We start from the raw sequence: 25,809 nt of genomic DNA on the forward strand, positions 1-25,809 counted from the left end.
CCTAAATGAGGCCTCGGGCATTGCTGGCAGCCTCTACGACTGCTAAAGTCGTCACATTCACAATACGTCTGACCGTCGCTGCCGGGGTCAAAATATGCACTGGCTTGGCCACCCCTAGCAAGAGGGGCCCAATAGCAATGCCATTGCCGGCAGCGGTTTTCAACAGGTTATAAGAAATATTGGCGGCATCAATATTGGGTAGTACCAATAAATTGGCCTCACCCCGTAACGAAGAGGATGTCACTGCCGCAGCACGAATTTCGGGATCGAGCGCACAATCACCGTGCATTTCGCCATCGACTTCTAAAGTTGGTGCTAGCTGTTTTAAGAGGGCTAACACGGCACGCATTTTGAGCGCTGAAGGGGAATCGCTCGAGCCAAAGTTGGAGTGCGAGAGCAAAGCCACTTTAGGCACGATGCCTAACTTGCGTAACTCGCCCGCGGCCATCAAGGTAATTTCGGCTAATTGCTCGGCGCTTGGATCAGCATTGATGTGGGTATCGACTAAGAAAATTTGTCGCCCCGGTAAAACCAAGCCACTCATCGCGCCATAGACATTCGCACCAGGCTCATGTCCAATGACCGCATCGATATAACGCAGATGGGTATTGACATCACTAATCGTGCCACAAATCATGCCATCGGCAAACCCTTTAGAAATTAAGGTTGCGCCGATTAAGGTATTGCGTCGGCGCATTTCTAATTTAGCAAAAGATTCAGTCACGCCTTGGCGCTCAGTTAGTTTGAGATAGCTTTGCCAAAAATCGCGGTAGCGTAGATCACTTTCAGGATTCACTATCTCAATATCGGTACCAAGCTGCATCCGTAAACCAAACTTTTCAATGCGGTGCTCGATGACACTGGGTCGACCAATTAAGATGGGGGTAACTAAGCCTTCATCCAACATAATTTGTACTGCGCGCAAAACCCGCTCGTCCTCACCCTCACTAAATACAATGCGTTTTTGATCGGCTGGAATTTGCTTAGCAATACTAAACAAGGGCTTCATCATGGTGCCCGAGTGATACACAAATTGCTGCAACTGATCACGATAGGCACTGAAATCTTTTATCGGCCGCAAGGCCACACCATCATCCATCGCTGCTTTAGCTACTGCTGGGGCAATGACGGTAATGAGGCGAGGATCAAAGGGCTTGGGAATTAAATACTCGGGACCAAAGGAAAGGTTTTCAGTGCTATAAACCGCAGCAACTATTTCGCTTTGCTCTGCTTGTGCCAGCTCGGCAACCGCATTCACCGCCGCAATTTCCATGCCACGGGTAATGGTAGTGGCTCCAACATCGAGTGCCCCGCGAAAAATAAAAGGGAAGCACAGCACGTTGTTCACTTGATTGGGATAATCGGTACGACCAGTGGCCATCACGGCATCAGGTCTTACTGCCTTCACTTCCTCTGGCAGAATTTCTGGTGTGGGATTCGCTAAGGCATAAACCAATGGGCGCGCAGCCATTTTTTTAACCATCTCTGGTTTTAGGACTCCGCCAGCCGATAGGCCCAAGAAAATATCGGCACCTTCCATCACTTCGCCCAAAGAACGTAATTGCGTTACTTGGGCAAAGGGATCTTTTTGTGGATCCATTAATTCTTTACGGCCTTCATACACCACACCGGCAATATCGGTAACCCAAATATGCTTGCGGGGTAAGCCTAAATCAACTAGTAAATCTAAGCAGGCTAAAGCAGCTGCGCCAGCACCTGAAGTTACTAACTTCACTTGCTTGAGATCTTTGCCAACTACCTTCAGGCCATTCAGAATCGCTGCTGCCACCACAATTGCCGTGCCATGTTGATCATCATGAAAAACGGGAATTTTCATGCGGGCGCGTAATTTTCGCTCAACCACGAAGCAATCGGGGGCCTTGATATCTTCTAGGTTAATGCCGCCAAAGGTAGGCTCTAAAGCAGCAATGATCTCGACTAACTTATCGGGATCATTTTCATTCACCTCTATATCAAAGACATCAATTCCAGCGAATTTTTTGAACAGAACCGACTTGCCTTCCATGACCGGCTTACTGGCGAGTGGGCCAATGTTACCTAAGCCCAAAACCGCGGTGCCATTCGTAATTACGCCTACCAAATTGCCGCGCGCAGTGTACCGAAATGCATTCCTTGGATCACGGGCAATTTCTTCACATGCAGCAGCGACGCCGGGCGTATACGCTAAGGCTAAATCACGTTGATTGGTTAATTGCTTGGTAGGGGCAATGGCAATTTTGCCGGGGGTTGGAAACTCGTGATACTGCAAAGCCGCCTCACGAAGGGCTTTAATTTGCTGCTCTTTTGCGGTTTCTGCTGCGCTCATGCGAACTTTCGTCTCTAACGAGCCCAATTTCAAGGTATTTTGGGCTAAAAATTGGGCTAAAAACCTTCATTCTAGTCCTCCTACGCCTTCTAGTCATTTTGCCCGTCTAGCTATTGCGCCTTGTGAGCGCTTGCAACATAAAATAGCTAGATGAGTGCGCCAGCCAAACTTCTACCAGATTCATCGCTGAGTTCATCAATGCGTGAATTTGCCGTAATTGAGAAATACTTTAAGGCAGGTGCGCAAGCAATGGCGCCAAGAGCAAATCTTACCGAGGAGGATCGCGCGTCGATTGCACTCGGCATTGGTGATGACTGTGCCTTATTAGCAATACCTCGCAATCAAGTCTTAGCAATTAGCACGGATATGTTAGTAGAGGGGCGGCATTTTTTGCCAGGCGCGAACCCGCAGTGGCTTGGTCATAAAGCTTTGGCTGTTAATCTTTCTGACTTAGCAGCCATGGGTGCACAACCGATTGCCTTTACTTTAGCTCTGGCTTTACCTGCAGCAGACCCGGTTTGGTTAAATCAATTTACCGCGGGCTTATTTCAACTGGCTAAACAATTTAACTGCCACCTAATTGGCGGCGATACTACCGCTGGGCCACTAACTATTTCCATTACGATTATGGGTCAGGTTGGTGCTGGGCAAGCACTGCGCCGAGCGGGCTCAAAACTCGGTGATGATATTTGGGTCTCAGGCCACGTTGGTGATGCACGTTTAGCGCTAGGCGCGCTACGTAAGGAATGGTCTATCAGTCCCCACGCTTTAGCTGAGGTCTTACCACGCATGCATTTGCCTACTCCACGCATTGCCTTGGGCCTCGGCTTAAGGTCACTAGCCAGTGCCGCAATTGATATTTCCGATGGTCTCCTCGGTGATTTACGTCACCTCTTAAGAGCCTCACAGGTTGGCGCGGTGATTGATGTGTCAGCGCTACCAGTTTCAGCGTCGCTGGCGCAGCAACCGGAAACGATTCGCTGGCAATGCGCGGCTGCAGGTGGTGATGACTATGAATTATGTTTTACTGCCGCACCTGAGAAACGCGAACAAATAGAAGCCTTAAGTCAAACCTTACCTCTACCATTAACGCGGATTGGTTTTACAAGTGAGTCGGCTGATGCTGCAATTCATCTCTTGGATGGTCAAGGGCGACCCATCGATGCAATCATGGCCGCAAATTTACTGCGCTCATTTGATCACTTTGCTTAATTACGCATGCTGATCCAACCCCAAATCTCATTGCGCTGGATGCTGCAAACTGGCAATCGGACCTTTGCGCTGGGCTTTGGTAGCGGCCTCAGCCCTTTTGCACCTGGCACCATGGGTACTTTATGGGCATGGGCAATATTTTGGCTCGGTAACTATTTTTTTTCGGCTAATGATTGGGCCTGGATTATTGCGCTTGGTTTCGTTTTTGGTTGTTGGCTTTGTGGTTCGGTAAGCAAAGAAATTGGCCAGGCCGATTTCGGCGGTATTGTGTGGGATGAAATCATCGCCTTTTGGTTGATCTTATTTTTTATCATGCCGACCAACCTTTGGACCCAAGCCGCAGCGTTCATTTTGTTTCGCTTCTTTGATGCAGTTAAGCCCGGACCAATTCACTTAGTAGATCGCTATTTTAAAAAAGCTCCAGCAGCAGAAAACCCCAATTTTTGGCAAACCCTGTGGCAGGGTTTTGGCATCATGATTGATGATGTCTTGGCAGCTTTCTTTACACTCTTAATCATTGCTTTATTTCAAACGCTGGTATTTTGATGATCACAAACAATTTGACTGCAAACACCGTTGTGCAATTAGCGCAGTCATTAGGCTCACAACTAAGCCTACATAGTTGGAGTGTGGCACTAGCGGAATCATGCACAGGCGGCTTAGTGTGCGCCAGCCTTACTGAAATTGCGGGGTCAAGCGCCTGGTTTGAACGGGGTTACATTACCTATAGTAATCAAGCAAAAAGTGAGTGTCTGGGTGTTAGTGCTGAACTCATTGGTTCATTTGGTGCAGTCAGCGAAGAAGTAGCCAAAGCAATGGCCGAGGGTACCCTAAAAAATAGTGCCAGCAACCTAGCAATTGCGATTACAGGAATCGCTGGGCCAACAGGTGGCAGTCCCGGCAAGCCAGTTGGGACAGTTTGTTTTGGCTGGGCATTCACGCCGGTAGCAAACAATCTGCCTTCGCCAGCGCTAGTTAAAGTCAACACCCAACATTTTGCTGGCGATCGAGCAGCGGTCCGAACACAAGCTTGCGCCTTTGCCCTGCAAGGCGCATTGGCTTTAATTCATCCAACCTTTACGACGGAAATACCACAGCGGAATAATGGCTGAAATCATCATGATGCCAATAGCCATGGGATAACCCAACTCCCACTGGAGTTCAGGCATAAAGCGGTAGTTCATTCCCCAAATACTCGCTAATAATGTTGGCGGCATTAAAGCCACTGAAACCACTGAGAAGATCTTAATAATTTTGCTTTGGTTCAAATTAATAAAACCTACCGTTGCATCCATTAAGAAGTTAATTTTATCGAATAAGAAAGCGGTGTGATTTTCTAAGGAGTCAATATCACGCAAAATTTGCCGGGCTTCTTCTTGTTGCTCATCGGAAAGTAATTTGCTACGCATGAGAAAAGATAAGGCACGGCGCGTATCCATTACATTACGCCGAATTCGGCCATTGGTATCTTCTTCTTTAGCAATAGTTTCGAGTACATCAGCGGCATCCGCATCGCTTATGTCGTCGGATAAAACCTGTTTACCGGCGAGCTCTAAATTTTCATAGACTTCTTCCAAAGCGTCGGCAGAGTATTCGGCATCGGTGGAATATAAGTCTAATAAAACATCTTTCGCATTACTGACCGAGCCCGGACGTAAGCGGGCCCGCAACCGCACTAAGCGGAAAACTGGCAAATCTTCATCGTGGATCGAAAACAGGACATTTTTTGTGAGTACAAAAGCAACCCGTACGTTACGCGAGGTTTCGTCTTCATCTAACAAGAAGTCGGTACGAATATGCATATGGCCATCATCTGCCTCAAAATACCGTGCAGAAGCCTCCAGGTCACCCAAATCATCGAGCTCTGGGAGAAGCACATCAAAGGCCTCTTTAATCCAGATGAGCTCTTCCTCTTCGGGATCAACCACATCAATCCAAATGGGATTAACGTGCTGGAGTAGTTCATTGCGATCTTCGACTTGCTCTTGAGAGAGTCGACCGTTTTGCAGGACGAACAAGTTGATCATGGTGAACTCCTAAGGAATGCGCTAGTTTATCCTATGAGCTATGACAAATTCTCTAAATGAATCATCTTCTTTATGAAATCAAATTCAGTCAGCTTTATTGAGCAAATTCAGACGGCCTGGGCTGCGCAAGAAAGCCTGCTGTGCGTAGGCTTTGACCCTGATCCAAAGCGCTTACCCGCCTGCCTAGTGGGCCAAAAGGACGCCGTCTTCACTTTTTGCAAAGAAATAGCCGATACCACGGCCGATTTAGTCTGCGCCTTTAAGCCCCAATTTGCTTACTTTGCCGCTCAAGCGGCTGAGCCGCAACTGGAAAAGTTGATGCATTACCTCAAAAAAACCTATCCCCATATTCCTATTATTTTGGACTCTAAAAGAGGGGATATCGGCAGCACCGCCGAACAATATGCAATAGAGAGCTTTGAGCGCTATGAGGCTGATGCAGTAACGGTGAGCCCATACTTAGGACACGACTCGGTTGAGGCTTATTTGCGCTATACCGGCAAAGGGGTCATTATTTTGTGTCGGACATCTAACCCTGGTAGTGCCGACTTGCAAGCCTTACCCGTGATGAACAAAGCGGGGTCTGAACCCCTTTATTTGCAGGTGGCACGCTTAGCCAGCCAAGAGTGGAATACCTCTGGACAAGTTGGCTTAGTAGTTGGTGCCACTTTTCCAGAAGAAATTACCCAGGTACGTGCCATCATCGGTAATATGCCCCTATTAATTCCGGGTATTGGTGCTCAAGGCGGTGATATAGATGCCACCGTAAAAGCAGGGCAAATTGCCGGGCAGCCGGGCACAGGCATGATTATTAATTCATCACGGGCCATTTTGTATGCCAGCGCTGGCGCTAATTTTGCTAGCGCCGCCCGCACAGCCGCTCTCAGTACGCGCGCTGCAATTAGGGTCGCGGTAGCACAATGCGATCCATATTCTCCAAAATAAAAGCCTGCCTAGTTGGAAAATGAATGCTCGCCTTACGGCAATATTTAATTTTATCGAAGCATTTCGGCGCAGGTAAGGCCGATGCCAAGGCGGCGGCCTGATCACGGCTTAAAGCAGCTGGCGTGGTGACAAAATAATGCTGTGCAGCAGCGCCGACCCCAAAAATCCCCTCACCCCACTCGACTGCATTCATATAGATTTCAAACAGCCGCTGCTTCGATAAAATAAGCTCTAGCAGGCCTGTAATCACTAACTCTTGGGCTTTGCGGAAATAATTTTTCTCTGCAGATAAAAATAAATTTTTGGCTAACTGCTGAGTAATCGTCGAGCCGCCACGGACGGCTTGCGTCCCTTTTTGCTGATTGCGCTCCCAGGCTTTTTGCATGTCCTCAAGGCGCACGCCATGATGTTGAAAAAAAATATCATCTTCGCTCACCAAAATAGCGCGCTTTAAATTACTAGATATTTTCTGATACGGTGTCCAGCTAGATTCAATTGCGCAAGACCAATGCCAAGTACATAAGCGCCAACGTTCGGCACGCTGAAAGGCAGTTGAGCTTGGTTGTAATACTGACCACAGTGCAATTTGAATCACAAAATAAATTTGCATGGCCACAATTCCAAAAACCACACACTTCAAAAAATAACTGAGGTGGGTTTTAAGCCAAAACATGACGCAATTCGGCCAAGACTTGCCGCGGATTAATTGTGCTACTGAAAGTTGCACCACGCCAAATTAAAAAAGCGGCAGCGGCTTGTTCTACTAACATACCAAGCCCATCACTCACACGTGATCCATGTTGCAGGGCCTGCTGCATAAAGGGCGTCGGCTTGCCATAAACCAAGTCATAGGCAAAAGTACGAGGCTGAAAAAGCTGCGCAGCGGCTTGATCACTAATAGGGGAAAGCACAGTTAAGCTGGCCGCAGTAGCGTTAATCACTAAATCAAATTGACCGAGTGTGCCTGAGCTCACTTGCGTTACTAAATCTTCGCTTGATTCTGCCGTTAATGCGACGCCTACCGAATGCGCAAGCTCGGCAAATAGTGTTGCCAACTGCTTAGCTTTGCTAGGTGAGCGATTCGCAATCATTACAGCTGCTGGACTTTGCGCCAGTAAAGGACCAATGATCCCACGGGCTGCACCGCCTGCTCCTAATATCAAAATCTTCATGCCCTTTAATTCAATTCCTTGTGCATCTAAATCGCGCACTAAACCTAAACCATCGGTGTTATCACCATTAATTTGGCCTCCGGCTTGCCATAGGGTATTGACCGCACCGGCAAGTTGCGCATGCGCAGTAAGTTGTTTGGCAAAGGCGCAGGCCTCTAATTTAAAAGGTATGGTCACATTCAGGCCTCGACCACCCTGCTGAAAAAAAGCCTCAGCAGTGGCTTGAAACCCCTCTACTGGAGCCTGTATGCGCCCGTAATACATGGCCTGCGCTGCCTGCTCAGCAAAACGTTGGTGAATCCAAGGCGAGAGGCTATGGCCAATGGGATTGCCAACCACTGCGTAGCATGCTTTACCCAAAATAGTTGCAGGATCAACTTGATCGTAAAAAAGTTTGGTGTCCATAGTGCTAGTTTACCGATGCAATTCCAAACGGTTACTTCCTGGCGAACTAGCATCACGGGTAAATTCAAAAGTAGCCACCATATCTAAAACCTCTAATTGCCTGCGCATCTCCGCGGGGAAGGGTCCAAAAGGTGCGGCGGCGCGCACAATTGCTAGCGCCTGACGATCTAACTCAGCAATGCCAGAGGGGCGACTAATTTCAATACCAGTTAAATTGGGTCGAGCGACGAGTAAATTTCCAGCGCTATCGACACTGATTAATACAATGAGGCTACCGTAAATTGGTCGACCATTGGCACGAGGGAAAAAGGTGCTGCCATACGCTTCAATTTTTTTGCGCATCGCATCGTAATACTGCGCAAAGACCACTGCCTTTGCATTGCTCGCCGTCAAAATTGCGCGGCGCTGCGACTGACCTGCTTGATTCTGCAAACGCTGTGCCAATTCTGTCTCTAAAGCATTAAATTGGGGTTTTGCAGTTTGCTCTTCACCACTAAGTCTGCCGCCAGACTGTTTGTGCTGAGCATCGAGTTGGGCCAACATTTTTTTTTGTTGTTTTTCTAAGACCTCCATCTGCGCTTCTATTCCCAAGCGAGCGCGGTGCATAGCGCTGGCATTCTGGGGTGGTGCGGCGCCACCCCCCTGTAAATCAGCTTGGGCTAATTGATTGGCCTGCTTTGACGCACTTTGACTATTCGCATTGACCAAAATTACACTTAAGGCCGTATTCAAGCGACGATTTTGCGTCTCCTGCCAACCCCAGCGAAAAGACAAAAAAATTGTGTGTAAAGCAATTGACGCTAGTAAAGCGCACCAGATAGGGTGTCTTAAACAGGCGCGCTTAAACCTGAAGCGAAAAGCGTTTTGTTGCTCAGCAAAATCATGGGTTTGCAGTTTCGTCATTAATCTTAGGTATTCCGTCAGTTGCTGTGCTTACCGTTGCTACATCGACCAAAGCCTCAATTTCTTTCACCCGCGTACTCGCAGTGAGCTGTAATAAATCGACTGCCGTAACCTCAATCATGGCACGGGTCAGACGCCCGTGGGAAGCCAGCTCAGGAATGGGTAAGTGCAGGGGAATGAATTCAGCCCTTGCCATCCCTTCTTTTAAATGCCGCACTGTAATTGCAGTTGGCAGATTATTTTGTAGCAACCAACGTAAGCACCAATATTTTTCAAGCCGATCTTGATATTCTCCGTAGACCTGATAACAAGCCTCAAAGTCGGCTGCGATACCCATTAAATCGGCATCGCGTGGCGGAAAGGGGGCCACCATTTTTGCCATTACTCCATGACGAATAATGGCGAGTAATTGCCATTGATTGACTAAATCGGTATAGCGTCGCAAGGGAGAAGTACACCAAGCGTAATACTCCAGACCCAAGCCCTCATGCGGCGCAGGGGTAGTTTGCATGCGAGTGCGCAAGGGTCCCCAACCTTTTTGCGTTCTAAATAATCCCGGCAGACCCTGTTCAGCAAGCAGACGCCCCCAAGTGCTATTACAGTAAATCATCCACTCAGCGACGACGGTATCTAATACCGAGCCCCGCTGGCGAGGAATAATTTCAATCTGCTCTGCTCCTACAGCGCCTGTAATCTCAAACAGAAAATCGCGCGCTAAGGCGCCTGGCTCAGCAGGCCCCAGTGGCTCGGCCCTGAGACCATTGGCCACACGTTGAGCCTGTCGCTGGGCGTGGAATATTTTTGCGGTTCGCCATAAGACCCCTAATTCCATTTGAAAGGGGGCAGCTAAGGTCCTTTCTTTACCCGCATGTTCTTCAAGCATTTCAGCACTTACGAGTTTCTCAAGATCTTCCAAACGTAAGTTTGCTGCGATTGACACTAATTCAATGACAGAGCGCGGACTAGCAGCGGTTAATTCTCCTTCTGCATCGACTTCCACATATAAGGAAACAGCTGGTCGAGAAAAGCCAGCATCGAGCGAAAACTGCTGAATGAAGTCGGGAGGCAACATGGTAATTTTGTCGCCAGGAAAATAGACTGTCGACATGCGAGTTCGGGCAATTTGATCGAAAGCGTCATCTCGGTGAATTGCTAAAGCAGGGGCTGCAATATGAATGCCAATCCGAAACCCCCCGCCGGAAATGGCGCTCACTGAAAAGGCATCATCAATTTCAGTTGTACTGGCATCATCAATCGAAAAGGCCTGGACTGGGGCCTCTGGTAAATTCGCTAGCGCTTCTTGTAGGGCATGCGGAGCAATACTCAGGCCGCTAGCGTGAGTAACTCCGTGGGGGAAATGCTGTTGTAAAAAAAGCCCTTGGTGATAATGCAAAGGGGACTCAAGCGCACCACAGCGCATAAATAATTGTGCGGGAGTTTCGCCAACAGTGGCACAAGCTGCTAACACCGCCTTATATGCCAAGCTATTTTTGTCTGGCGTAAAAAGTAAGTTATTAATTTGGTTGCGTAAGCCCGACGGAAAAATTCCTGCGACCAATTCATCTGCCCAACAAGCTTGTTGCGCTAATTCTGTCTTTTTACGTTCAATTGCCGCTAAACCTGCTTGTAATTGCTCGAGTGGCGCACGCAGAAAACGACCCCGACCCTTACGCCGAAAATAAATCGGCGCGCCCTGCAAGGCAATGGCTAAAGCGATTTTTTGCGCCACAGTAACTGCATTGCCAAAATACTCAATTGCTAAATCAGTAAAGATAAATTCTTCAGCAGGGGCACAATCCCAGAGTAGCTGCAAATCGATTTCCTGTGCCACGACAGCGGCGGCGTCGATGGCAATTTGGGCACTAGGTTGTTCAAACCGTAACCAAACTTCTTTTGCCTTCAGTTTTAGTTGTTTGCCAGAAAGGCTGGCCACTAACCATGACTCGCTATCGCCTGAACCACTAGAAGATATAACTGTTGCAGCACGAATTTCGCCGCTTTCTTCATATACCAGTTGCATACTTAAAGTGAAATTCCGCCGCTCGCTTCGAGCGCAATACCATTAACGTAACTCGCCTCATCGCTGGCTAAAAATAAATAGATATTGGCCATTTCTGCTGGTGTACCTAAGCGCCCTAACCAGCATCGCCTTTCAATATCAGCCAAGATAGCGGTTGGCATGGCCTTGACCATTTCGGTAGCAATAAAACCCGGGCAAACCGCATTGACTCGAATGCCTTTAGGTCCTAATTCACGCGCCCACGTTTTAGTAAACCCAATCACCCCAAATTTCGAAGCGGAATAATTGGTTTGACCAAAATTACCATACAAACCAACTACACTGGAAGCATTCACGATAGCGCCTTTACCAGCCTCTAGCATATAAGGCGCAACTAATTGGGTGCAGTTAAATACCCCTTTTAAGTTCACATCGATGACTGCATCGAATTGGGCTTCGGTCATTTTGATCAGCCGCGCATCTTGGGTAATGCCAGCGTTATTAATTAAAATATCAATGCGCCCATGGCGCTGCATAATCATCTCAATTGCTGCTTGAATAGAAGTGCGATCAGTCACATTAATGGCATAAGCTTCGGCGCCTGCCAAACTAGCGGCAGCCTTTTGCACTGCTTCTAGATTCACATCAGCCAACATCACTTTGGCTCCCTCTGCAGCAAAGCGTTTTGCGGTTGCCAAACCAATCCCTTTTGCTCCGCCAGTAATGATGGCTACTTTATCGTGCAAACGTTGCTGCATATGACCTATCCTTTTGGTTATTTCAATCGAGACTCAGAATAGCTCAACTCAACATAAATTAAGCAAGGCACTCTAAAATTTTCTGGTGTATCCCACCAAACCCGCCATTACTCATCACTAAAATATGGTCGCCTGATTTGGCTTCCGCTACAACTGCTGAAATTAGTTGCTCTAGGCCACTAAAAACCAGGGCTTTGGGTGCGAGTGATGGTAGGTTGAGTGGTGCCAATGCGCCTTCTAAATCCCAGCTGAGGGCCCCTTTACCTGCTGTGGCCTCATACGCAAAAACATGGTCTGCCAAATTTAGGCTCGCGGGTAGTTGGGCTTTCATTACCCCTAATTTCATGGTATTGGAACGGGGTTCTAGTACTGCCAAAATACGTGCCCCACCCACTCGGCGACGTAAGCCATCTAGTGTAGTTGCAATGGCAGTGGGGTGATGGGCAAAATCATCGTATACCGTGATGTGGTTTTTTATGCCGATGACTTCTAAACGGCGTTTAACATTTCGAAATGTTCCCAATGCCTTTGCCGCTTCACTTGGCTTAATGCCAATATGATGGGCGGCTGCGATTGCAGCTAGGGCATTCAGTTGATTATGTGTGCCCATTACACCTGAATCTTTTTCCCACACTAGCTCGGCAACTGGCTGCCCTTGATGAAGCACCGTAAAGGCATCAGCAGCTTGTGGCAACAATGACCAGCTAGCATTTTTGTCGCGACCAAACCCCTCTACTGCCGACCACGCGCCGCGTTGCAAAACCCGTTCTAATGCTGGCTCGCCGGCATTCACAACTATTAATCCATTGCCCGGTACTGTTCTCACTAAGTGGTGAAACTGGGTTTCAATCGCCGCTAAGTCGCTAAAAATATCAGCGTGATCAAATTCCAAATTATTGAGCAAGGCGGTACGCGGACGGTAATGCACAAATTTACTGCGCTTATCAAAAAACGCCGTATCGTATTCGTCGGCCTCAATAACAAAGTATTGGCCCGCCCCAAGGCGCGCCGACACAGAAAAATTCAGGGGCACGCCACCAATTAAATAACCTGGTTCAAGACCGTGGCATTCGAGTATCCAGGCGAGCATGGCCGCCGTGGTCGTTTTACCGTGAGTGCCTGCTACGGCCAAGACATGTTGCCCAGCTAGCACTTGTTCGCCCAACCATTGGGGCCCAGAGGTATAAGGTAACCCTAGGTTCATGATGGACTCCATCAACGGGTTACCACGGGAAACCACATTACCAATGACAAATAAATCGGGCCTTGCTTCAAGCTGCAATAATTGATCGGGGGAGTATCCTTCAATGAGTTTGATACCTTGGGCCTCTAGCTGTGTACTCATTGGCGGGTAGACATTGGCGTCACATCCAGTGACCTGGTGTCCGCACTGTCGAGCAATTGCAGCAATGCCGCCCATGAAAGTACCGCAAATGCCCAAGATATGAATATGCATTACTGAATTTTAGCTAAGGAGTGTTGGTGTGAGTCAAAGAATGAACCGAAAACAATGGCTAAGTGTGGCCCTGATTGCCATTATTGCCCTTTTCGCCGGCATTGGAATTTCTCACTGGTTGGCTAAAAACCGCTTAAGCGGTGACCCGAGTGCGCAACAATTTTTCCAGCAGGAGTGGGTCAAACCAGACGGACAAATATTAAACCCCGCGATTTGGCAAAGCCGTTTAGTACTCGTGAATTTTTGGGCCTCTTGGTGTCCACCCTGTGTAGCCGAAATGCCGGCCTTAGACCAACTGAGTAAGGATCTAGCGTCAAAGCCGGTGATTTTTATTGGCGTTGGCATTGACTCACCAAGTAATATCCGCGAATTTTTACTGAAAACCCCTGTTTCCTACCCCATTGTGATTGGCGGCCTAGAGGGCAGTCAAATGGGCAAGACTTTAGGCAATAGCCAGGGAGCACTACCTTTTACTGTGATTATCGATGCAAAAGGACAGATCATCTACCGAAAATTAGGCAAGATAGATGCAGATGAGCTAAAAAATGTCATTTTAAAGGCTATTTAACAAAAGTTAGCTGAACTTAGCCATTTTTAATCTACTCTTTTACCCCCAGAGCTGAGGTATCCTGATTCGTTTTTACGGGTTTTTATTTGCGGCTTTACTATTTTTAAGCCCTCAAGCGGGTATACTTTGACGATGGTAAAAATAGCTTTCCCGCCTTTTTATCTTTAACTGTACTTAAAAGTTGTTATTTATGTCGAAAAAACCATTAATTCTCGTTATTCAGGGCCCTAATCTCAATTTGCTGGGTACCCGTGAGCCTGGTATTTATGGTTCGAAAACCTTAGCTGAGATTCATGCTGAACTGAATTTAATCGCTCAGAAGGCTGGCATTGAGCTGCAAACCTATCAAAGCAACCATGAAGGTGAGCTAATCGATTGCATTCAAAAAGCCAAACAAGATGGCGTCGACTTTATTTTGATTAATCCAGGCGGTTTCACCCATACCAGTGTTGCTTTGCGGGATGCCTTGGCTGGTGTGGCGATCCCCTTTATTGAAGTTCATTTGTCCAATATTCATCAACGTGAAGCCTTCCGCAAACATTCTTATTTATCGGATCTTGCAATCGGCGTTATCTGTGGTCTTGGCCCCCTTGGCTATGAATTAGCCCTCAAGGCAGCCCAGCAGCAGCTGCAGGCACCTGCGCAATAAGTTGGCTAAATCATTGCAAGCCCTTCATGTCGTTCAATCTCCCTACAGCTTCATTCAGTAAGCAGAAAGTAAATGGCTATGGACCTAAGAAAACTCAAGACCTTAATTGATTTGGTTGCCGACTCAGGCATTTCCGAGCTCGAAGTAAATGAAGGCGAAGACCGAGTGCGAATTGTGAATACCCGAGATGCGCAGGCATCTGGCGCGCACAATCTTAGCCATGCCCCAAGCAACTTAAATTTTCCTGCGCCCACAGTGAGTCCGAATACGCTAGCGAGCTCGACTGCAGAAACAAATCAGGGCAAAACGCCCGAAGAAGATCAGCCTGCGGCCGAAGGCGTCATTGCCCGCTCGCCCATGGTGGGCACTTTTTACCGCGCACCGAATCCAGAATCGCCTAATTTTGTCCAAGTCGGTGATATTGTTACCGTTGGCCAAACCCTCTGCATTATTGAGGCTATGAAGTTGTTAAATGAGATTGAAGCCGAGACTGCTGGTGTCATCAAGCAAATTTTGTGCGAAAACGGCCAAGGGGTTGAATACGACCAACCCCTCTTTGTGATTGTCTAATTTACTTTTCCGAAACGCATATGTTTGACAAAATCCTGATTGCTAATCGAGGCGAAATTGCGCTTCGCATTCAGCGCGCCTGTCGCGAGCTGGGCATTAAAACCGTAGTGGTTTACTCGGTTGCAGATAAAGAAGCCAAGTACGTTAAGTTGGCTGATGAAGCTGTATGTATTGGGCCAGCGCCATCCCCCTTAAGTTATCTAAATATGCCCGCTATTATTTCTGCGGCTGAAGTAACTGATGCTGAAGCCATTCATCCAGGCTATGGCTTTCTTTCTGAAAATGCCGACTTCGCCGAGCGGGTTGAAAAATCAGGTTTTGCGTTTATTGGCCCTCGGCCTGAAACGATTCGCCTAATGGGCGATAAAGTCTCGGCTAAGCGGGCCATGATTAAAGCAGGTGTTCCTTGTGTGCCAGGTTCAGAAGGGGCATTACCAGATAACCCAAAAGAAATTATTGCTGCGGCTAAGCGCGTTGGCTATCCCGTCATTATTAAAGCTGCTGGCGGAGGTGGTGGTCGAGGCATGCGCGTAGTACACACCGAGGCCGCCCTCATTAATGCCGTTAATATGACCCGCGAAGAAGCAGGACGGGCTTTTGGTAATCCCGAAGTCTATCTCGAAAAATTTCTCGAGAAGCCACGTCATATTGAAATTCAGGTTTTATCCGATACCCATGGTAATGCGGTCTGGTTAGGTGAGCGCGATTGTTCAATGCAGCGGCGCCACCAAAAAATCCTCGAAGAAGCCCCAGCTCCTGGAATTGATCGACGATTGATTGCAAAAATTGGTGAACGCTGTGCCGAGGCCTGCAAAAAAATGGCTTACCGTGGTGCGGGAACCTTTGAATTTTTATATGAAAACGGTGAATTCTTTTTTATTGAAATGAATACCCGTGTGCAAGTCGAACATCCTGTCACCGAAATGATTACGGGCATTGATATTGTGCAAGAACAAATCCGCATTGCCGCAGGCCTCAAATTAGCCTTTCGCCAAAAAGATATTGTCTTCCAAGGTCACGCCATTGAATGTCGTTTGAACGCCGAAGATCCCTTTAAATTTACGCCCAGCCCAGGGCGGATTTTATCGTGGCATATGCCAGGGGGCCCTGGTATTCGGGTTGATTCGCATGCCTATAGCGGTTATATGGTGCCCCCAAATTATGACTCCATGATTGGTAAGTTAATTTCTTACGGCAAAACCCGTGAGCAGGCTATTCGACGCATGCGCATTGCCTTATCAGAAATGGTCATTGATGGCATTCAAACGAATGTCCCCCTCCACCGCGAGCTTATGCTAGATCCTAATTTTGTTGAGGGCGGAACGAGTATTCATTATTTAGAACATCGCCTTGAGGAACAGGCGGCCAGCCGCGGCAAAAGCTAATCGTGTCTTATCGTGAACTCATTTTCATGGTGGCTGCTGAAGTTGCTGAACCCCTTGGGGATGCTTTACTTGAATTAGGCGCGCTCTCAGTTACGGTTGAAGATGCAAGCGCAGGAGGTTACGATGAAAGCCCACTTTATGGCGAGCCTGGGCTAGCTCCAGATCTTCAGGCATGGGAACGGTCTACGGTTACTGCGCTCTTCCCACCTTCGCTGGCAGACGCTAATGAAGAGCTAAGGGCCATTTTAAGTGCTTTAACTGCGGCAGATTTTAAGTTAGCGCCGCCGCTGGTAAAAATGGTAGCAGAGCAAGATTGGGTTCGCCTCACCCAAAGTCAATTTGAACCCATTCAAATTGGCCAGCGTATTTGGATCGTACCTTCTTGGCATGACACTCCGGTTGATACCAGCGCAATTTGTTTAGCCCTCGATCCTGGACTTGCTTTCGGCACGGGTAGCCACCCCACCACACGACTCTGTTTGCAATGGCTAGAAAGTCAATTTAATTTACATGGCCGTAGTCTCTTAGATTACGGTTGTGGCTCTGGCATTTTGGCCATTGCTGCAAAAAAATTGGGTTGCAATCCGGTGCTGGGAATTGATATTGATCCGCAAGCCATTATTGCTGCCACCAGTAATGCTGAAATAAACCAAGTAGCAATCGATTTTGTTTTGCCCGATGGTGAAATCACCCATGCGCTAGCATCAACGCAGTTTGATATTGTGATGGCGAATATTTTAGCTAACCCATTGCAGCTGTTAGCCCCCCTGCTAATCAGTCGTTTACGTCCAGGTGGACACCTTATTCTTTCTGGTATCTTGGCGCGTCAGGCTACTGAAATCGCGACGGCCTATAGCCAGTGGCTACCTCTCACAGTAGTGGGAGACAGTGAAGGTTGGGTTTGTTTGCATGGTATCTTGCCACTGAATTTGGCTGCTACGGGGCCTCGTCCAGCAACTCGTACACCTAAAAAATCTTGGCTTCTCTATGTTTTACTCAGTAGTTTGTTGGTGTTGCTTTTGCTCATCGGCGGCAGTCATTTATTTAGGGCGCCCTTGTTACGCTCACTTGCACCACAAGTGGATGAAAAAATAAATCCCTTGAATCTTGCCGCTTTTACTTCGGTATTAAAAGTAAATACGATTCTGTGCAAATATCTCAGTTGCAAGGAAGCACCGATTAAGGCGTTTGAGGCGTGGAAGATAGATTCGGCTAGCTTGGGCATGGAAAATAAAAATAACGCCTCTAAAGACGCTGAGATCCCCTCTATTTTGTCTTTTGAATTACAAAATCGTTTGGCTTTGCCTGTTGCATGGCCAAATATTGAGCTAACTTTAATTGATATCTCCGAAAACACCCTAAGTCGAATTGAGTTTTTGCCGGCAACGTGGCTATCAGCTCAATTTCAAGCTGACCATCCTGATTTTCAGCACACCGGTGCAGCAGCTGGCCTAAAAGTGAGCTGTGCTATGCCACTAAAATTACCAGCTCAAGCCGCAGGCTATCGCTTGCGAATTGTGTATCCTTAATTTTTGCAGCTACTTTATTTAGAAAGTACAACATGGCTAGTTTGATTTGCGGCTCGGTGGCCTATGACACCATCATGAACTTTGAAGGTCGCTTTCAGGAACAAATTCTCCCAGAGCAAATTCATATTTTGAATGTCGCTTTTTTAGTGCCGAAGATGCGGCGCGAATTTGGGGGTTGTGCGGGCAATATTGCCTATAACTTAAAACTGTTAAATGGTGAACCGATCATCATGGCTGCCGTAGGTAGTGATGCTAAGCCTTACCTCGAACGCTTCAGTCGACTACAAATTGATACCACCCATATTCGCCAAATCCCAGAGTCGTTTACTGCCCAAGCGATGATCACCACCGATCTTGCCAACAACCAAATTACTGCCTTTCATCCTGGGGCAATGAATGCTTCGCATCTCAATTCGGTGGCGCAAGTCTTAGATGAATGTCGGCGCACAAATAAATCTTTGCCCACTTTAGGCATTGTTGCTCCTGATGGACGTCAAGGTATGTGGGAGCATTGCCATCAATTAGCGGAGGCGCACATACCTTTTATTTTTGATCCTGGCCAAGGTTTGCCCATGTTTAATGGGAAAGAGTTACTAGAGCTCACAGCCCTAGCCAGTTATTTAGCGGTGAATGACTATGAAGCCGAGATGCTGGCGCAACGCACGGGGATGTCTTTAAAGCAACTAGCCGAACGGGTACAAGCATTAATTGTGACTAAAGGCGCTGCTGGTGCCACCATTTTTACTGCCAGCCGGCAATTAGAAATCCCAGTGGTCAAGGCCACAGAGCTAATCGATCCAACAGGTTGTGGTGATGCTTTTCGAGCCGGCTTGCTATATGGTCTAAATCAAGGCATGGATTGGGAAACGACTGGTAAATTGGCCAGCCTGATGGGTTCAATCAAAATTGCCCATCAAGGCCCACAAAACCATCAACCAAGGGCTCCTGAAATTGCCGACTTATTTGCTAAGGCCTTTGGCTATCGTTATTAATTCCAAGCGATTAACCCAATAAAAAGGGGTCCCGAAGGACCCCATCCAAGTAACTATACGTCCATGAGCGTCAGAAAACTTGAAACTTAAGGACGGCTACCGGTTGGGAAGGGCCAAGCTGCTGCAGGATTCAACGCAGTTTGCGTTGAGGCTGGGGCTGCTTTAGCCGCGGGCTTTTTTACTGCTGAGCCCGCTTTCTTCTTGGCGGCAGGTTTTTTAGTTACTTTTTTTTTGCAGCTTTCTTCTTAGCTGCTTTTTTAGCAGGCTTTTTCTTTGCAGCTTTTTTGGCGGCAGGACGCTTTTTGGCGGCAGGACGCTTCTTAGCAGCTGGACGCTTCTTAGCAGCTGGGCGCTTCTTAGCAGCTACTTTTTTCTTAGCAGCTGGGCGCTTCTTAGCAGCTACTTTTTTCTTTGCAGCAGGTTTTTTCTTGGCCATGGCCATAGTATTACTCCTTCAATGAAGTTTAAAACGAACTTCCGATTAAGAAGACCCGACCATTTAGCTTTGCTTTACCTTGCGGCATTGCAGAACAAACAAGCGAGCCATTCATCGGCATGCGGCCTAATACACAATGCTGCACGCTAATGAATCTGGGAAAAAAAGCCGTAATCCTTGCAGATAACGGCTTTTTAAATAGGTTGGAGAAAAGGGGAAGAGCCTTCCACGCACCCTGTTGAAAGGGTTTTCGGAATTCTTTTAGGCTCAAATATTGGCTACTAAAACTATTCAACCGACTAATCTCCTATTCATCTGCTGAGTACGCTCACTGCAATTCAATACTTACTCCCAATTCAGCGCACCACCAGTTTGATACTCAATAACGCGGGTCTCAAAAAAGTTACGTTCTTTTTTCAGATCAATCATTTCTGACATCCATGGAAATGGATTCTCTTCATTTGGGAACATAGAGTCAAGTCCTATTTGCATACAACGACGATTACAGATGTATCGGAGGTAGCCTTTGAACATCGGCGCGTTCAATCCAAGCACTCCTCTTGGCATCGTATCTTCGGCATATCGGTACTCTAATTCAACTGCTTTTTCAAAGATCGTTTTGATCTCATCTTTGAACGCGGAAGTCCATAACTGTGGGTTCTCCAGCTTTATTTGATTAATTAAATCAATCCCAAAATTGCAATGCATTGACTCGTCGCGCAAGATGTATTGATACTGCTCAGCAGCCCCCGTCATTTTGTTTTGACGACCCATTGCAAGTATTTGCGTAAAACCAACATAAAAGAATAAACCTTCCATTACGCAGGCAAAAACGATCAAGGAACGGAGTAATATTTGGTCGTTTTCTAATGTCCCAGTCTTAAATGCAGGGTCAGTTAGGACGTGAATATAGGGAATTAAGAACTCATCTTTGTCACGAATAGAAGCAATTTCGTTGTAAGCATTAAAGATTTCACCCTGATCTAAGCCTAATGATTCCACAATATATTGGTAGGCATGCGTATGAATTGCCTCTTCAAATGCCTGGCGCAAGAGGTATTGACGGCATTCTGGCGCGGTAATCTGGCGATAAGTGCCCAACACAATATTGTTAGCCGCTAATGAGTCGGCGGTAGTAAAAAAGCCCAAATTACGCATAATAATTCTGCGTTCATCGTCGGTTAAGCCATTGGGGTCTTTCCAAAGCGCTATATCGCGATTCATATTGATCTCTTGTGGCATCCAGTGGTTGGCGCAACCGGCTAAATATTTTTCCCAAGCCCATTTATATTTAAAGGGGACTAACTGATTGACATCGGTAGTGCCATTAATTACCCGTTTATCGGCAACATTAACCCGCCGCGCTACGGCATCGTCCTTTGCCGGAATATTGACGCTATGCGTCTGCGGCGCAACCTTGGCGACCTCATCAGCTTGGTGTTGCAAAGGCTCACTCCGTTTTACATCCACTGCTATTGGCTGAGGGGCCAAACCTGCTTTAGCTAGTGCTGGCGCTACATCCTCTTCCCAATTCAACATACGCTTCTCCTTAATACTTTCATACTTGTTGTAAGTTGCAACTTACTGACAAGCTTCACATTCATCAAATCCTGCATCACCAGGTCGCATCGTGCAAGCCGGACCATCGGTGGCAAGAGCATTATTCGCACTCGCTGCCGCATCAGTTCCAGCGACGCCACCGCCACTTGAAACAGAATTCAGTTGACCGCTAGCTACGGTAGATTTTTCAACGTGGGTGGCGGCCATGGTACGCAAGTAGTAGGTGGTTTTCAGGCCACGCAACCAAGCTAACTTATAAGTGTCATCGAGCTTCTTGCCCGAAGCGCCGCCCATATAGATATTGAGCGATTGCGCTTGATCAATCCATTTTTGACGACGCGACGCAGCTTCCACTAACCAGCTTGGCTCGACCTCAAAAGCGGTAGCATATAAATCGCGTAAATCTTGGGGTACGCGATCAATTTTCGATAAGGTGCCATCAAAATATTTCAAATCGGCAATCATGACCTCATCCCATAAGCCACGATCTTTTAGGTCGCGCACCAAGTACTCGTTCACCACCGTAAATTCGCCCGATAAATTCGACTTCACAAACAAATTTTGGAAGGTCGGCTCAATGCAAGCCGATACGCCAATAATGTTAGAAATCGTTGCCGTTGGCGCAATTGCTACGCAATTCGAGTTGCGCATCCCATGTTGCTTAATTTTGCTGCGCAGACCATCCCAGTTCAGCGTCGAGGACATGTTTACCTCAACATACCCACCACGCTCTTCAGCCAATAGGCGCACTGAGTCTTGCGGCAGAATGCCACGATCCCATAAAGAACCCGTATAGGTACTATAGGTGCCCCGTTCTTCAGCTAATTCACTCGATGCTTGGTAAGCGTAGTAACACACCGCCTCCATCGAGCTATCGGCAAATTGCACGGCCTGCTCGCTGGCATACGGAATTCGCTGCATGTGTAAGCAGTCTTGAAAACCCATAATGCCCAAACCGACTGGACGGTGCTTTAAATTGGAATTGCGCGCCTTAGCTACAGCATAGTAGTTAATGTCGATGACGTTATCCAACATGCGCATCGCCGTACGGATTGTTTTTTGTAGCTTAGCATGATCTAAAACCAGTTTGCCATTGGCATCGCTGATCATGTGGGCCGTTAAGTTGACTGAACCTAAGTTACAAACTGCAATTTCAGTCTCATTCGTATTCAGAGTTATCTCCGTACATAAATTCGACGAATGCACTACGCCAACATGCTGCTGGGGGCTACGAATATTACAGGGATCTTTAAATGTAATCCAGGGATGCCCGGTTTCAAACAACATACCCAACATCTTGCGCCAGAGTTGTTGCGCAGGAATTTTACGACTTGGCTTGAGCTCGCCACGTTCGGCTTTTTGCTCATACGCAACATAAGCTGTCTCAAAGGCTTTGCCAAACTTATCATGTAAATCAGGGGTATTCGAGGGTGAGAATAAAGTCCAATCGCCATTCTCCATCACCCGTTTCATAAATAAATCTGGAATCCAATTCGAGGTATTCATGTCGTGCGTACGGCGGCGATCATCGCCCGTATTTTTGCGTAACTCTAAAAACTCTTCGATATCTAAATGCCAAGTTTCTAAATAGGCACACACAGCCCCCTTACGCTTACCACCCTGATTGACTGCGACAGCAGTATCATTCACCACTTTCAAAAACGGTACAACGCCTTGTGACTTACCATTGGTGCCTTTAATGTGGCTTCCTAGGGCGCGTACATTAGTCCAGTCATTGCCTAAACCACCAGCAAATTTAGAGAGCAAGGCATTTTCTTTGAGCGCCTCGTAAATGCCATCTAAGTCATCATCTACCGTAGTGAGATAACAGCTTGATAGTTGGGGGCGGGTCGTTGCCGAATTAAATAAAGTCGGGGTACTCGACATAAAATCAAAGGTTGACAGAATTTCATAAAATTCAATTGCGCGCCGTTCGCGATCTAGTTCATTGAGAGCCAAGCCCATCGCAACACGCATAAAAAACGCTTGCGGCATTTCTATGCGGTGGTCTTCAATATGCAAGAAATAGCGGTCATACAGTGTTTGCAAACCCAAATAGTTAAATTGCAAATCGCGATCAGCATTTAGCGCTGCCGATAATCGGGTTAAGTCATACTCCAGCAAACGGGGATCCAGTAATTCGGCATCAATTCCTTGGCGAATATATTTAGGGAAATAATTTGGGTACTCCGCTTGCATATCCCCCTGTAATACTTCACGTCCCAAAATTTCTTTGCGGATCACGTGCATTAGTATGCGTGCCGTCACGGGGCTATAGGCAGGATCTTTTTCAATTAAGGTGCGCGCCGCCAAAATTGCAGAGTCATATACTTGCGTTAAAGGTACGCCATCGTATAAATTTTTAATCGTTTCGGTAATGATTGGGCTAGCGTCAAGATGATTACCCAAACCCTCGCACGCGGCCTCAATAATCGTGCGTAAAGCACCCATATCTAGCGGTCGCGAAACGCCCTCGTCCATAACTTGCAGAATTGGGGGTGCTGATTCTGCTTGACCTTTTGCCTCTGTCGTTAAAACCTGCTGCGAGGCGCGTTCTTGATTGCGCTTTTCACGGTAAAGCACGTAGGATCGCGCCACATTATGCTCACCACCCCGCATCAATGCTAGCTCGACCTGATCTTGAATATCTTCAATATGAAAAGTTCCGCCATTGGGGCGACTGCGCAACAAGGCACGCACAACAACGCTCGTTAATTGCTCAACTTGCTCGCGAACCCGTGCCGAGGCTGCGCCCTGCCCACCATTAACTGCCAAAAATGCTTTTGTCACAGCGATGGCAATTTTAGATGGCTCAAATGCGACCACAGAACCGTTGCGCCGAATAATTTTGTAATCGGATAATTGGGTCGTCTGACCCGCCCCAACCCCACCCGCCATAAAGCCTGCTGAGGGCGTTTGGCTGATTGGGGCCCCAGGATTCAGGCCTGTCGTTTGGGTGTTAGAAGCCAAACCAGCCGCTTGTGGGTTTGCGTAAGACATAGAACTCCTAGACTCTAATAGGGTAAAAAGGGTTAAATTCAATCAATACAGGGCTTCGGCAGCTATCTGCTGTGCATCGCTTAAAATACTAGATCTAGTGTTTTAAGCACTTATTGACACTAAGTATAGGGAATTATTTCATCTTTGATAAGCTTTTTCTCACAATTTTTTGTCAGGGTTTTCCTTAGGTCTATCGATTTTTATAGTGCTGATCCCCCATGTAGTTATGTAAGCTAGTGCTCACATATAAACAAACAATGGAGTTAATTAGGCTCGAAACTCTAGACCAAAGGGCAGCTGATCTTGCAGCAAATGATTTTCGCGTTGTAGTCGCTGCCAATCAAAATGCCTGCCGGGGTCCACTTTTCGCTTTGGTGCTACGTCGCTATGGCCGGCAAAGCTTAAATGAGTGTAGGCGTTGCCAAGTACTTTAATCAGTTGTGCTAAAGCAACATATTGCGCATCTGTAAAGGCGGTTTCGCCGTCACCTTCTAACTCCACGCCAATAGCAAAATCGTTGCATTGCTTGCGCCCCAAAAAATCGGATTCTCCCGCATGCCATGCGCGTTGCTGTACCGAAACAAATTGGCTAATCAATCCATTGCGCTCGATCAAAAAATGACTTGAGACTTTTTGTGCAGCAATTTCGGCAAAATAGGGATGCGCAGTAGGGTCGAGCTTATTTTGAAAAAAATCACCAATGTAATTTTGTCCAAATTGCCCTGGCGGCAAGCTAATATGGTGAATTAAAACTAATTCAGGTTGTATTCCAGTAGGTCGGGCGTCGAAGTTCGGTGAAGGGCGCCAGCGTGCCAGTCCATACCATCCCGCTGGGTCCATCTCATTGCAATGCGCACTACAACAATAGAAACGCTGCTCCCGCTCTAGACAATCTTGGGCAGGCAGATGCACCCCACAATAGGCACAGGGAACAATTGGTAGTGGCTCGGTAATACGGGGTGGGGCTGGAACAGGGGCAGCAGCGAGTTTAGGCCTCTTCAACCAGAAATAAAACAAGGCCGCCACGGCGCCGAGAAGAACCCATTTCAGCATGGGGTTAAAGCCGATGCAAAATAACTTCGAGCACAAAGCGGCTACCTACATATGCCAACAGGAGCGCCGCAAAGCCCCACAAGACCCAACGCAATGCCGAGCGACCTCTAAGGCCGACCCGCAAACGCGCCACAATTAACCCGCCGAATAGTAACCACGAGGCAAAAGCAAAAATCGTTTTATGATCGAATACCACTGGCTTACCAAATAAGGTTTCAGAAAAAAAGATGCCAGAGAAAATCGTCAAACTTAATAATGCAAAGCCAAAATAAATTAAATTAAACAGTAAATTTTCCATGGTTAATAATGGTGGCAAACCTTCTAACCAATGCGCTAAGCGACTATCAGGCGCATAAGCCAAGGTGCGCCGTATTGCACGATCTTGCACCTCCATTAACACTGCCATCATCGCCGCCAAGGTCAGTAGACCGACGGCAATCGTCGCCACTATAAAATGGGCTTTAAACCAGGGGTCAGCTACCGCGCGGGGCGAGATCAAGGTTCCAGGAAATAAAATGGGCAAAAATGCACACAGCATCGCAAATACCAACACCATTAAGCGCAAGCTAGCGATTGGCAAATACCAACTTTGTAACCAATAAAATAAGAGCCCGACCCATGCCATTAATGAGAGGTCTTGGGCAAAACCAAAAATAAATCCTGCGGGCGTAAAGACAGAATCGTGCAAATAGATCCCCTGAATCATCAGACTTAATAAAATCAAGGTTTGGACAAGCAAGGTAAATGTCCATGTTTCAGGACGAGAGCGCGGCCGCCAGCTTAAAACCACCAATAAACCAAGATAAAGTAAGGATGGCAGCCATGCGCTACTTGGGTAATCTAAAATCGACATAACTAAAGTCT

At 47.3% G+C, this 25,809-nt stretch carries 22 protein-coding genes and 2 pseudogenes; 11 read left to right on the plus strand and 13 right to left on the minus strand.

The features are described from left to right. Nucleotide 1 precedes the first annotated feature (1 nt). Nucleotides 2-2,326, minus strand: a complete 2,325-nt coding sequence (locus LZT21_RS00460) for an NADP-dependent malic enzyme (protein WP_233923098.1) — start codon at nucleotides 2,324-2,326, stop codon at nucleotides 2-4. Between the two features lie 150 nt (nucleotides 2,327-2,476). Between LZT21_RS00460 and thiL the strand changes: the two genes are divergently transcribed. The 3 genes from thiL to LZT21_RS00475 are packed head-to-tail and all read left to right on the plus strand — an operon-like array spanning nucleotide 2,477 to nucleotide 4,650. Beyond that, nucleotides 2,477-3,538, plus strand: coding sequence for a thiamine-phosphate kinase (gene thiL / locus LZT21_RS00465; protein ID WP_370634742.1), 1,062 nt, complete (start codon nucleotides 2,477-2,479; stop codon nucleotides 3,536-3,538). Nucleotides 3,539-3,544: 6 nt separating this feature from the next. Continuing rightward, nucleotides 3,545-4,084, plus strand: coding sequence for a phosphatidylglycerophosphatase A (locus tag LZT21_RS00470; protein WP_233923099.1), 540 nt, complete (start codon nucleotides 3,545-3,547; stop codon nucleotides 4,082-4,084). After that, nucleotides 4,084-4,650 carry a CinA family protein gene (locus LZT21_RS00475; protein WP_233989070.1) on the plus strand — a complete coding sequence of 189 codons (567 nt, stop codon included), beginning with the start codon at nucleotides 4,084-4,086 and terminating at the stop codon, nucleotides 4,648-4,650. The genes LZT21_RS00470 and LZT21_RS00475 overlap by 1 nt, the downstream gene beginning before the upstream one ends. Here LZT21_RS00475 and corA read toward each other — a convergent pair. After that, the gene (gene corA, locus LZT21_RS00480) at nucleotides 4,600-5,565 is read right to left on the minus strand and encodes a magnesium/cobalt transporter CorA (protein WP_233923101.1); all 966 of its coding nucleotides are present in this window, start codon (nucleotides 5,563-5,565) and stop codon (nucleotides 4,600-4,602) included. The two genes, LZT21_RS00475 and corA, sit on opposite strands and share 51 nt — an antisense overlap. A 72-nt stretch (nucleotides 5,566-5,637) precedes the next feature. On the opposite strand from corA, the gene pyrF reads away from it, so the two are divergent. Continuing rightward, nucleotides 5,638-6,510, plus strand: coding sequence for an orotidine-5'-phosphate decarboxylase (gene pyrF, locus LZT21_RS00485; RefSeq protein WP_233989071.1), 873 nt, complete (start codon nucleotides 5,638-5,640; stop codon nucleotides 6,508-6,510). On the opposite strand, the gene mtgA is transcribed toward pyrF, so the two are convergent. The 6 genes from mtgA to mpl are packed head-to-tail and all read right to left on the minus strand — an operon-like array spanning nucleotide 6,467 to nucleotide 13,203. Continuing rightward, nucleotides 6,467-7,183 carry a monofunctional biosynthetic peptidoglycan transglycosylase gene (mtgA, locus tag LZT21_RS00490; RefSeq protein WP_233934933.1) on the minus strand — a complete coding sequence of 239 codons (717 nt, stop codon included), beginning with the start codon at nucleotides 7,181-7,183 and terminating at the stop codon, nucleotides 6,467-6,469. The genes pyrF and mtgA overlap by 44 nt on opposite strands. After that, nucleotides 7,170-8,087 carry a shikimate dehydrogenase gene (aroE, locus tag LZT21_RS00495; RefSeq protein WP_233989072.1) on the minus strand — a complete coding sequence of 306 codons (918 nt, stop codon included), beginning with the start codon at nucleotides 8,085-8,087 and terminating at the stop codon, nucleotides 7,170-7,172. The genes mtgA and aroE overlap by 14 nt, the downstream gene beginning before the upstream one ends. Before the next feature lie 9 nt (nucleotides 8,088-8,096). Next, complete coding sequence (locus tag LZT21_RS00500) at nucleotides 8,097-8,990, minus strand: energy transducer TonB (protein ID WP_233923105.1); 894 nt, start codon at nucleotides 8,988-8,990, stop codon at nucleotides 8,097-8,099. Further along, nucleotides 8,968-11,010, minus strand: coding sequence for a ribonuclease catalytic domain-containing protein (locus LZT21_RS00505; RefSeq protein WP_233989073.1), 2,043 nt, complete (start codon nucleotides 11,008-11,010; stop codon nucleotides 8,968-8,970). Before LZT21_RS00505 ends, LZT21_RS00500 begins: the two co-directional genes overlap by 23 nt. A gap of 2 nt (nucleotides 11,011-11,012) precedes the next feature. Then, nucleotides 11,013-11,747, minus strand: a complete 735-nt coding sequence (gene fabG / locus LZT21_RS00510; protein WP_233989074.1) for a 3-oxoacyl-ACP reductase FabG — start codon at nucleotides 11,745-11,747, stop codon at nucleotides 11,013-11,015. A 58-nt stretch (nucleotides 11,748-11,805) separates the two neighbouring features. Beyond that, nucleotides 11,806-13,203 (minus strand): UDP-N-acetylmuramate:L-alanyl-gamma-D-glutamyl-meso-diaminopimelate ligase, encoded by a 1,398-nt coding sequence (gene mpl / locus LZT21_RS00515; RefSeq protein ID WP_233989075.1) that lies wholly within the window; start codon nucleotides 13,201-13,203, stop codon nucleotides 11,806-11,808. 40 nt (nucleotides 13,204-13,243) lie between these two features. On the opposite strand from mpl, the gene LZT21_RS00520 reads away from it, so the two are divergent. The 7 genes and pseudogenes from LZT21_RS00520 (at nucleotide 13,244) to LZT21_RS00550 (ending at nucleotide 18,896) form a co-directional block, all read left to right on the plus strand. Continuing rightward, nucleotides 13,244-13,771, plus strand: a complete 528-nt coding sequence (locus LZT21_RS00520) for a TlpA disulfide reductase family protein (protein WP_233989076.1) — start codon at nucleotides 13,244-13,246, stop codon at nucleotides 13,769-13,771. Between the two features lie 190 nt (nucleotides 13,772-13,961). After that, the gene (gene aroQ, locus LZT21_RS00525) at nucleotides 13,962-14,420 is read left to right on the plus strand and encodes a type II 3-dehydroquinate dehydratase (RefSeq protein WP_233934927.1); all 459 of its coding nucleotides are present in this window, start codon (nucleotides 13,962-13,964) and stop codon (nucleotides 14,418-14,420) included. 78 nt (nucleotides 14,421-14,498) lie between these two features. Then, the gene (gene accB, locus LZT21_RS00530) at nucleotides 14,499-14,990 is read left to right on the plus strand and encodes an acetyl-CoA carboxylase biotin carboxyl carrier protein (protein ID WP_233923380.1); all 492 of its coding nucleotides are present in this window, start codon (nucleotides 14,499-14,501) and stop codon (nucleotides 14,988-14,990) included. A 20-nt stretch (nucleotides 14,991-15,010) separates the two neighbouring features. Continuing rightward, nucleotides 15,011-16,375, plus strand: coding sequence for an acetyl-CoA carboxylase biotin carboxylase subunit (accC, locus tag LZT21_RS00535; RefSeq protein ID WP_233923111.1), 1,365 nt, complete (start codon nucleotides 15,011-15,013; stop codon nucleotides 16,373-16,375). 2 nt (nucleotides 16,376-16,377) lie between these two features. Further along, nucleotides 16,378-17,289: pseudogene (gene prmA, locus LZT21_RS00540) on the plus strand (50S ribosomal protein L11 methyltransferase); the annotation flags it as partial. Between the two features lie 96 nt (nucleotides 17,290-17,385). Then, nucleotides 17,386-17,904 (plus strand): DUF3426 domain-containing protein, encoded by a 519-nt coding sequence (locus LZT21_RS00545; RefSeq protein WP_233923381.1) that lies wholly within the window; start codon nucleotides 17,386-17,388, stop codon nucleotides 17,902-17,904. 32 nt (nucleotides 17,905-17,936) lie between these two features. Continuing rightward, nucleotides 17,937-18,896: a carbohydrate kinase family protein gene (locus LZT21_RS00550; protein ID WP_233989077.1), complete on the plus strand. Its 960-nt coding sequence runs from the start codon at nucleotides 17,937-17,939 to the stop codon at nucleotides 18,894-18,896. 220 nt (nucleotides 18,897-19,116) lie between these two features. Here the strand turns inward: LZT21_RS00550 and LZT21_RS11895 are convergent. The 5 genes and pseudogenes from LZT21_RS11895 to LZT21_RS00575 all read right to left on the minus strand — a co-directional run. After that, a pseudogene (locus LZT21_RS11895) lies at nucleotides 19,117-19,197 on the minus strand (histone); the annotation flags it as partial. Between the two features lie 480 nt (nucleotides 19,198-19,677). Next, complete coding sequence (locus LZT21_RS00560; RefSeq protein WP_233923113.1) at nucleotides 19,678-20,871, minus strand: ribonucleotide-diphosphate reductase subunit beta; 1,194 nt, start codon at nucleotides 20,869-20,871, stop codon at nucleotides 19,678-19,680. Nucleotides 20,872-20,913: 42 nt separating this feature from the next. After that, nucleotides 20,914-23,892, minus strand: a complete 2,979-nt coding sequence (locus tag LZT21_RS00565; protein ID WP_255696349.1) for a ribonucleoside-diphosphate reductase subunit alpha — start codon at nucleotides 23,890-23,892, stop codon at nucleotides 20,914-20,916. A gap of 267 nt (nucleotides 23,893-24,159) precedes the next feature. Beyond that, nucleotides 24,160-24,945, minus strand: coding sequence for a 1,6-anhydro-N-acetylmuramyl-L-alanine amidase AmpD (ampD, locus tag LZT21_RS00570; RefSeq protein WP_233989078.1), 786 nt, complete (start codon nucleotides 24,943-24,945; stop codon nucleotides 24,160-24,162). Nucleotides 24,946-24,949: 4 nt separating this feature from the next. Then, nucleotides 24,950-25,798 (minus strand): inner membrane protein YpjD, encoded by an 849-nt coding sequence (locus LZT21_RS00575; protein ID WP_233989079.1) that lies wholly within the window; start codon nucleotides 25,796-25,798, stop codon nucleotides 24,950-24,952. Between the last annotated feature and the right edge of the window lie 11 nt (nucleotides 25,799-25,809).

The sequence above is a fragment of the Polynucleobacter sp. IMCC 30228 genome (assembly GCF_021395205.1).
Taxonomy (GTDB): Bacteria; Pseudomonadota; Gammaproteobacteria; order Burkholderiales; family Burkholderiaceae; genus Polynucleobacter.